Consider the following 8,549-nt stretch of genomic DNA (forward strand, 5'->3'; position numbering starts at 1 on the left):
ATTAATATGGCGGATAATTTCAAGTTTTCAATTATTGTTTCAAACCTATCGGGATATAAAGATTCTATTGATTCAATTATTTCACAAGAATTGGATTTCAGGCAAAATGTTCAATTGATAATTATTAAAGATAGTAATATACTTACATCAGACATTGATGAATATATAACTGAATATCCAAACAACATTTTAGTTTTGGAAAATAAGGATAATTTAAATTCAAGGAATTTTGCACTTAGACATGCTAGTGGTGAATTTATTAATTTTATGAAAGCAGGAGATACCTTTGATAAATCTTGCTTAAAAACAGTTAATGATTTATTTAACAGCAATACGGATATTAATTTAGTTTCCATAGCTTTATTTGATCCGATTTATAAAAACATTATATACAAAACACCATTATCCGAAAATCGATTAATTGATATCAATAAAGTAAATAACAAAGAATTCAATTATTATTTTCACCTGCCGATTTATGCTTCTTTTATTCGTGGAACTGACTATTATTTTGAAGATAAAAATATTGATGAAAACGGAATCAGCGTAACTTCTAAAATATTAATCGACGATGATAAATTTGGATTTGTTAAGGATATTTTCTGTTATCATAATCCTGAAAGTGAGTTTAGTGAAAATATAAACTATAGAAATGTAATGGGAAAATTAAAACTATTGAATAATATAATGCAATATGCTGATGATAATTTGAATAAAAATCCTGAGTTTTTACAGCACATTGTTGCAAAAGAGCTGGAATATATTGTTAGAATTGAGGATTTAAGTCAAATCAGTACTGATTTGAATAAATTAAATGAGTTTTGGAATTTGATGGATGCAGTCTTAAAGAATGTTTCTAAAAAAGCTATAAAATCAAACAACTTCTTGGACAATTTTGTAATTTCATTTTTATTATTTATTAAAAATAAATCATTTGCTATTGATTGTAGTCAGCATAAAGTGTTTTTTAAAACTGAAAATTATTCAATGCTTAATTTGCATAACCAGAAATTGCATTTTGATGTTATTGAGATAAAAAAAGGAATTTTAAATTTATCCGGTTATCTGAAAAGCATTTGTTATTCCGACAATATTTCTGTTGAAGCACTTTTAAAAGATGAAAATGGTGATGTAAAATATTATAAAGGTAAATTCGTGGAATATCCAACAACCAATCGTAAAACTGTTACTTTTTTATCCCATCCATGGATATTTAGTTACAATTTTGACTTTAAAATTCCTATAAACGAAAAAAAAATAGAAAAAATTTCATTTAGAACAGTATATCACGAAAATTCAGAATATGTAATTTGGAATAATAAGATTTCTCCAAGGAAATATTCAAACTTATCTAAATTCTCGCATTATTCAGTTAAAGAGAACATGTTGGTTTTACTTAAAGACAACTCATTTTATTCCATGCCATTAAATGCAAAAAGCAAATACAAATTTGACCTAAGAGCCATTTTTCAAATACTTAAAGAGAGGCCGCAATATTATAGAGGAGGCATATTTTACAGGACTTTGATAATGCTTTTATATCCATTTTGGAAAAACAGGAAAATCTGGATGTTTATGGATAGGCAGGACTTTGCAGATGATAATGGGGAACATTTATTTAAATATGCTCTAAACCAAAAAGATGATGTGGATAAGTATTATGTCTTAGATAAAAATGCTTCTGACTTTAAAAGATTGTCCAAAAGCTTTAAGAATGTCATTGCATTTGGATCATTTAAACATAAGCTGCTATTTTTATTTTCCCAAAAGATTATCACATCTCAACCTGCTGTTTCATTATATAATCCATTTTTTAGTAAAAATATTACAATGTTTGCAGGTTTTTATCCGAATGTTTACTTCCTGCAGCATGGGGTTACAAAAGATAATGTGTCCTCTTGGCTGCATAAATTTAATAGAAATTTATCATTAATCTCAACAACCTCAGATTTAGAAAAGAAATCATTTTTAGATGTCGGTTATAATTATGATGAAGATATTATTCAAACCTTAGGTTTCACACGTTATGATAATTTAAATGGTGAGAATGCGAAAAAACAGATTGTTATAATGCCAACTTGGAGAAATTACATTAAAAATGAAGAGGATTTGAAAAATTCAGAATATTTTAAAAGATGGAATTCATTAATCAACAATAATGAATTTATAGAATATGCTGGAAAAAAAGGTTATGAGATTATATTCAAACCTCACCCAAACCTATACAAATTTATTGATTTGTTTGATAAGAATAATCATGTTATTATAGATTATGTTAAAAAGTATCAGGAAATATTCAATGAATCAGCATTGTTAATTACAGATTATTCCTCCATTTTCTTTGATTTTGCATATATTAAAAAACCCTTGATATTTTACCAATATGCAAATGATTATCATTTTGATTCTGAAAATGGTTATTTCAATTATGAGTCCATGGGTTTTGGTGAAGTAATTAAAAATGAGGATGATATTGTTAATAAAATTAAATATTATTTGGATAATGATTGTGTTATGGAAGATTTATACAGGAAACGGGTGGATGATTTCTTCAAATACACAGATAGAAATAATTGTATGAGAACTTATGAGTGGATTTATAAAAATTAGTGATATTCATGTATAAAGTGGTTAATGGTAGAAAAAGAATTTTTTATTTAGACTTTATCAGAGCATTGGCTATTATTTTAGTTGTTTTGGCTCATGTTACAAGAGCATTTTTTCAAAATTCCCCTGCCGGCAGCTTTAATATGTGCTTTGTTTCGCAGTTTATTGATTTTGGTGTTATTGGTGTTCCATTATTTCTGATGATAAGTGGTGCATTACTTTTAAATAAGGATTATGAACTTGGAGATTTCTTAAAACGAAGATATTCTAGAGTTCTGGTTCCATTCTTATTTTGGGCGATGATATTTCCGATTAGCAAAATTCTATTTGAAGGTCAGGTTGCAACTGTTGCTAATTTTATAAAAATGTACTTTGATTCTAACTTTTGGTTTGTTTGGATGATTTTAGGTGTTTATCTGTTCATTCCGATTATAAATTCGTTTATTAAAGAATATGATATGAGAGGTGTAGAATACTTTTTATTGATCTGGGGAGGAGTGATGTTTTTAAACACAATCGGGCAGTATCCTTTTCATCAACTTGAATTAAGCTATTTTGCAGGATATTTAGGTTATTTTGTACTGGGTTACTATTTAGCCAATAAGAAATTCAGATTGTCCGATTCAAAGTTATTAGTGATTTCATTGCTGATATTTCTAACATTCACATTCATTAACATTGATTATACAATTACAATGTGCATCTTAAAAAATAAGTTACTCTATTATAAATATGAAACTATTGTTACTGTAGTGCAGTCTGCAGGATTATTCATGTTTATAAGATATTTTGCATTGGTTAGTAGCAATAAACCTGAATCGATTAAAAACAGAATTTATTTATTCTTTAAAGATTCATTCATGTTTAAAATAATATTTTCAATTAGCACTTTCAGCTACGGTATTTATTTAGCCCATTATAATCCGTTGTTTTTCCTTAAATATGAATATAAAATATTATTCACATTTAATCCGATTATATGGTTACCAATAATGATGATTGCAATAATAGGTAGTTCATGGTTTATTTTATGGATTTTTGATAAGATACCTGGTTTAAGAAATATAAATGGTGCACATTAAAAATAGAAATATCCCAAATCCAAATCTTGAAATAATTATTTTAGAACAATGAAATTTTATTTCACTACATCAATTGATAATAATAAACCTATGCTTTGCTAAATTTAATATAAATACATAAATATATCAAAAACAAAAATTTATTTGTAGATTAGAATTTCTCTATTCTATAAAAAATACTGGTGTTTTTAATGAATAAAAAGATAGGTTTTATTTTAGCTTTAGTAGTTATATCTTTAATGATGTGTTCTACTGTAAGCGCAGGTTTATTTGATTTTATGGGAGGAAGTGATTCATCAAATGATGATAATACTTTCGTTGTTGGTTTTGATGCAGAATTCCCACCATATGGATACAAAGACGATAGTGGAAACTACACTGGTTTCGACTTAGATTTAGCAAAAGAAGTTTGTGAAAGAAACAACTGGACATTCAAAGCCCAGCCAATTGACTGGGATGCTAAAGATGTAGAATTAGATTCTGGTTCTATTGACTGCATCTGGAATGGATTTACTATGGATGGAAGAGAAGACAACTACACTTGGTCTAACCCTTACTTTGACAACAAACAAATAATTGTTGTTAAATCCAACTCCGGAATCAACACTCCGGCTGATTTGAAAGGTAAAATAGTTGAAACACAAAAAGATTCCTCAGCTTTAGCTGCTCTTCAAGGAGATAACAAAACTTTAGCTGATACTTTTGGAACTTTAACTGAAGTTGCTGATTACAATACTGCATTCATGGATTTAGAATCCGGTGCTTGTGATGCAATTGCTATGGATATTGGTGTTGCAGAATACGATATTAAAAATAAAAACGCTACTAGTGATTACCAAATCCTAAAAGAATCCATTACCAGTGAAAAATATGGTATTGGATTCAAACAAGGAAACACTGATTTAAAAGACAAAGTACAATCTACCTTAGACGATATGTTTAAAGATGGTACTGTTGCTAAAATCGCACAAAAGTATGGTATCTCTGAAGATGCTTTAATCCAACCATAAAATTATTAGTTTTGAAGGGAGAATTTAATAAATGATATTAAGTAACGTGATTGGACAATTGCTCGGAGGTATGGTTACTTCGGTTGAAATATTTTTACTTACATTATTATTCTCTCTTCCTCTCGGTTTAGTTGTAGCCGGAGGAAGAATGAGTAAATTTGCACCATTAAGATGGCTAATGAAGATTTATATTTCAATAATGAGAGGTACACCATTAATGTTACAATTAATTATTGTATTTTTCGCACCGTATTATGTGTTTGGTATGAGTCTATCTGCAGATTATAGATTTATAGCAGTCATTATTGCATTTACAATTAACTATGCTGCGTATTTTGCTGAAATCTATAGAGGTGGAATTGAAGCTATTCCAAAAGGACAATACGAAGCGGCTCAGGTATTAGGATATAATAAATTTGAAACATTTTTCATAATCGTATTACCACAAGTATTTAAAATAGTTCTTCCTTCAATAACTAATGAGGTAATTACTCTTGTAAAGGATACTTCCCTCTCATTTGTTATTGCAATTCCAGAAATGTTTACTGTTGCAAAACAGATTGCAGCTGCAGATGCATCAATTGCTGCATTACTCGTTGCCGGTATATTCTACTATGTATTTAATGTAATAGTTGCATTTGTAATGGAACACTTAGAAAATAGATTAGATTATTATGACTAGAGGGATATAATGAGTTTACTTGAAATAAAAAACCTTAAAAAAAGCTTTGGAGATAATGTTGTTTTAAAGGATATTTCCCTTAATGTAGACAAAGGTGAGGTATTGTCCATTATTGGTCCATCCGGATCAGGTAAATCAACATTGCTTAGATGCATTACCGATCTTGAACAGGAAGACAGTGGAATTATCAATTTTGATGGCGCATTCGGATTGGTTTTCCAAGATTTTAATTTATTTCCACATCATTCAGTTATTAAAAATATTACGAATGCTCCTCTAAGAGTTCAAAAAAGGGATAGGACTGAAGTTTTCAATCATGCACGTCATTTGCTTAAAAAAATGGGTCTTGAAGATAAGGAAGATGCATATCCTTGTGAATTATCCGGCGGTCAGCAGCAAAGAGTATCAATTGCAAGAGCACTTGCAATGAATCCGGATATCTTATTTTTTGATGAACCAACTTCCGCACTTGATCCTGAGTTGACTGGAGAAATTTTAGCTGTAATAAAACAGTTAGCTGCAGATAATATGACAATGGTCATTGTTACTCATGAGATGAATTTTGCCCGTAAAGTCTCTGATTCAATTATTTTCATGGAAAATGGAGTAATCGTTGAAGAAGGTTCACCTGAAGAAGTATTCACATCCAATAATAAAAGAATGCAAGAATTCCTTGGAAAATTTAATGATTAAATTTTTTAATTTAATCTAAATAATCTCTTTTTTAAAATCAAACAGAATAATCACCATACCTATTTAATTTCCAAAAAATTTAATTGTTATTATCCAGTAATTTATTAGTAATGGTGATAGCTTGTCAAATATGGAAAATAATGATGTGGACTATCTTGTTATTTCTTACTATTTTCCTCCACGTTTAGAAACCAGTGGTTTAGTAGTTGCAAGAAAAATTATGGAAAAAAATCTTAATGTTGATGTTATTCAAAGTGCTTATGATGAATCTTCTGATTTTAATGAAATAATAAATAAACATATCAATAACAGATTTCCAATAGACATTAAAACTAAACCGGATTATATTCCATTTATTTTTAAATATATTGATTTAGGACTAAAAGCCATTAAAAAAAACTATAAAAAAGTTTATAGCAGATCTTATATTTATTCAAACCATTTTTTAGCTTTGGAATATAAATTTAAAAATCCGAATGCTGAATGGACAGCGGAATTCTCAGACCCATTACTTTTAAATCTCTACACCGGTGCGATTAAAAATTATCCAAGAGCTATTCTTGATAATTCGGATTATATAAATAAGCTTAATGAGAAAATAGAAAAGTTCAATGAAGTCAGTGATACTGATTTTAAAGCTTTGGACAATCCAAACAATACATTTTTTATGGCTGAATATCTGACATTCATATTTGCTGATAAAATCATATTTACAAACGAAAATCAAAGAGAAGTAATGTTATCAGTTTATGATAATGAGTTAAGAGAATTTGTAATGAATAAATCAAAGTTAGAAGCTCACCCAACTATTGATAAAAAATTTTATAATTTTAAAGATTGTGAAATCAGATTAGACAATAACAATATCAATATAGCTTATTTTGGTACTTATTATTACATTAGACATTTTGAATCACTGTTTTATGCATTTGAAGCACTTAATCACAAATATAAAGATAAAATTAAACTTTACTTTTTCACGTCACGTGCTGAATTACTAAAAGTCGCAACAGGCAGTTTAAAAATTTCAAATAATATTATCATTGAAAAACCATTAAAATACTTTGAATTTCTAAATGCAACTACAAAATTCGACATTTTACTTATAAATGATACAATTACCAAAGGTCATTTTAAAGTGAATCCATATTTACCTTCAAAATATTCTGATTACATCGGTTCGGGATCAGATATTTGGGGAATATGTGAAGAAGACAGCATATTGTCTAAAAAAGAATTAATGTATAAATCTTCAATGACTGATTATCAGAGTTCATGTGACGTTTTAATTGATATTCTAAATGATTATGGATATGAAGATCAGGATTACTATTTTGAAGATAATATATATGAAAAAAGAATAAATGAACTTAACTGGAGATTTGGTTTTGAATTTGACGAGCGAAAAAAATACCTTTCCCGATATAACAATTTAAAAGAAAAAAACATGACCTTAAATGGTGAACTGCAAACTTTAATGAATAAAAACAAGAAACTTAAAGCTGAAAATGATGTTTTAAGAAAGAAAAATAAGAATCTCAAAAAAGAAAATGAAACACTTGAATCCAAATACAACGAAATTGTTAATTCAAATAGCTGGAAAATAACAGAACCTTTAAGAAAACTTAAAAACAGTAAATAGAAGGTAAATAAAATGGTAAAGGTTTCAGTAATATTAACTGCATTCAATGAAGAGAAATATATTGGGAAAGCTATTGACAGCATATTAAAACAGACCTTAACTGATTTTGAATTAATTATCGTTAATGATGGGTCAACAGACAATACGCTAAACATTATCAACAGCTTTGAAGATGAACGAATTAAATTAATCAGTCACGACAACATAGGACCTGGAGCAAGTAGAAATAAAGCACTGAATATTGCAAAGGGAGAATATATAATGTATCTTGATGGTGATGATTGGTATCGAGTCGACGGCTTGGAAATAGCTTACAGTGAAGCAAAAGATAAAGATACTGACTTTACATTCTATCAAATGATCAATTATGATGAAAAAACTGGAAAAACATATGAAAATGATTGGTTTAACTTAAATATCTTTGATGAATCATTTGAAAATACTGTTTTCAACATTAATGATTTTAAAGGTTCAATTTTTGACTTGTCTGTTGGTGTTTGTCAAAAAATATATAATACATCATTCCTAAAACGTATTGATGCTAAATTTCCAGAAGGAATCTTATTTGAGGATATGCCCTTTTTTTATTATGTATTATTAAAAGCAGACAAAATTTCCATTATTAAACAGCAGTTATACTACAGAAGAAAACATGATGGATCCATCACACATGTAGTTGATGAGAAATTCTTAGATACTGTTCCTGCAGGCCAGGAACTAATTTTCCATTATTAAACAGCAGTTATACTACAGAAGAAAACATGATGGATCCATCACACATGTAGTTGATGAGAAATTCTTAGATACTGTTCCTGCAGGCCAGGAACTAATTA

7 protein-coding genes are annotated in these 8,549 nt (G+C 28.4%); all 7 read left to right on the top strand.

Annotation, left to right across the window (positions count from 1 at the left end):
* Nucleotides 1-6 precede the first annotated feature (6 nt).
* The 7 genes from EDC42_RS06680 to EDC42_RS06710 all read left to right on the top strand — a co-directional run bounded on the left by EDC42_RS06680 (nucleotide 7) and on the right by EDC42_RS06710 (nucleotide 8,451).
* A complete protein-coding gene (locus EDC42_RS06680; RefSeq protein WP_069574649.1) occupies nucleotides 7-2,610 on the top strand; it encodes a CDP-glycerol glycerophosphotransferase family protein in 2,604 nt (867 codons plus the stop codon).
* 8 nt (nucleotides 2,611-2,618) lie between these two features.
* On the top strand, nucleotides 2,619-3,689 hold the full coding sequence (locus EDC42_RS06685) for an acyltransferase (RefSeq protein WP_123833421.1): 1,071 nt from the start codon (nucleotides 2,619-2,621) through the stop codon (nucleotides 3,687-3,689).
* A 191-nt stretch (nucleotides 3,690-3,880) separates the two neighbouring features.
* Nucleotides 3,881-4,699, top strand: a complete 819-nt coding sequence (locus tag EDC42_RS06690; RefSeq protein WP_069575475.1) for an amino acid ABC transporter substrate-binding protein — start codon at nucleotides 3,881-3,883, stop codon at nucleotides 4,697-4,699.
* Between the two features lie 31 nt (nucleotides 4,700-4,730).
* Nucleotides 4,731-5,381 carry an amino acid ABC transporter permease gene (locus EDC42_RS06695; protein ID WP_069575476.1) on the top strand — a complete coding sequence of 217 codons (651 nt, stop codon included), beginning with the start codon at nucleotides 4,731-4,733 and terminating at the stop codon, nucleotides 5,379-5,381.
* 9 nt (nucleotides 5,382-5,390) lie between these two features.
* Nucleotides 5,391-6,074 carry an amino acid ABC transporter ATP-binding protein gene (locus EDC42_RS06700; protein WP_069575477.1) on the top strand — a complete coding sequence of 228 codons (684 nt, stop codon included), beginning with the start codon at nucleotides 5,391-5,393 and terminating at the stop codon, nucleotides 6,072-6,074.
* A 121-nt stretch (nucleotides 6,075-6,195) separates the two neighbouring features.
* Nucleotides 6,196-7,716, top strand: coding sequence for a hypothetical protein (locus EDC42_RS06705; RefSeq protein WP_069575478.1), 1,521 nt, complete (start codon nucleotides 6,196-6,198; stop codon nucleotides 7,714-7,716).
* Nucleotides 7,717-7,728: 12 nt separating this feature from the next.
* Nucleotides 7,729-8,451, top strand: coding sequence for a glycosyltransferase family 2 protein (locus EDC42_RS06710; protein ID WP_069575479.1), 723 nt, complete (start codon nucleotides 7,729-7,731; stop codon nucleotides 8,449-8,451).
* Nucleotides 8,452-8,549: the final 98 nt, after the last annotated feature.

The organism is Methanobrevibacter gottschalkii DSM 11977 (genome assembly GCF_003814835.1).
In the GTDB taxonomy this organism is placed as follows: Archaea; Methanobacteriota; Methanobacteria; order Methanobacteriales; family Methanobacteriaceae; genus Methanocatella; species Methanocatella gottschalkii.

Bases quoted from the DNA above. Each gene is read 5' to 3' on its own strand.
- EDC42_RS06680 (WP_069574649.1), top strand. From the start codon at position 7: ATGGCGGATAATTTCAAGTTTTCAATTATTGTTTCAAACCTATCGGGA.
- EDC42_RS06685 (WP_123833421.1), top strand. From the start codon at position 2,619: ATGTATAAAGTGGTTAATGGTAGAAAAAGAATTTTTTATTTAGACTTT.
- EDC42_RS06690 (WP_069575475.1), top strand. From the start codon at position 3,881: ATGAATAAAAAGATAGGTTTTATTTTAGCTTTAGTAGTTATATCTTTA.
- EDC42_RS06695 (WP_069575476.1), top strand. From the start codon at position 4,731: ATGATATTAAGTAACGTGATTGGACAATTGCTCGGAGGTATGGTTACT.
- EDC42_RS06700 (WP_069575477.1), top strand. From the start codon at position 5,391: ATGAGTTTACTTGAAATAAAAAACCTTAAAAAAAGCTTTGGAGATAAT.
- EDC42_RS06710 (WP_069575479.1), top strand. From the start codon at position 7,729: ATGGTAAAGGTTTCAGTAATATTAACTGCATTCAATGAAGAGAAATAT.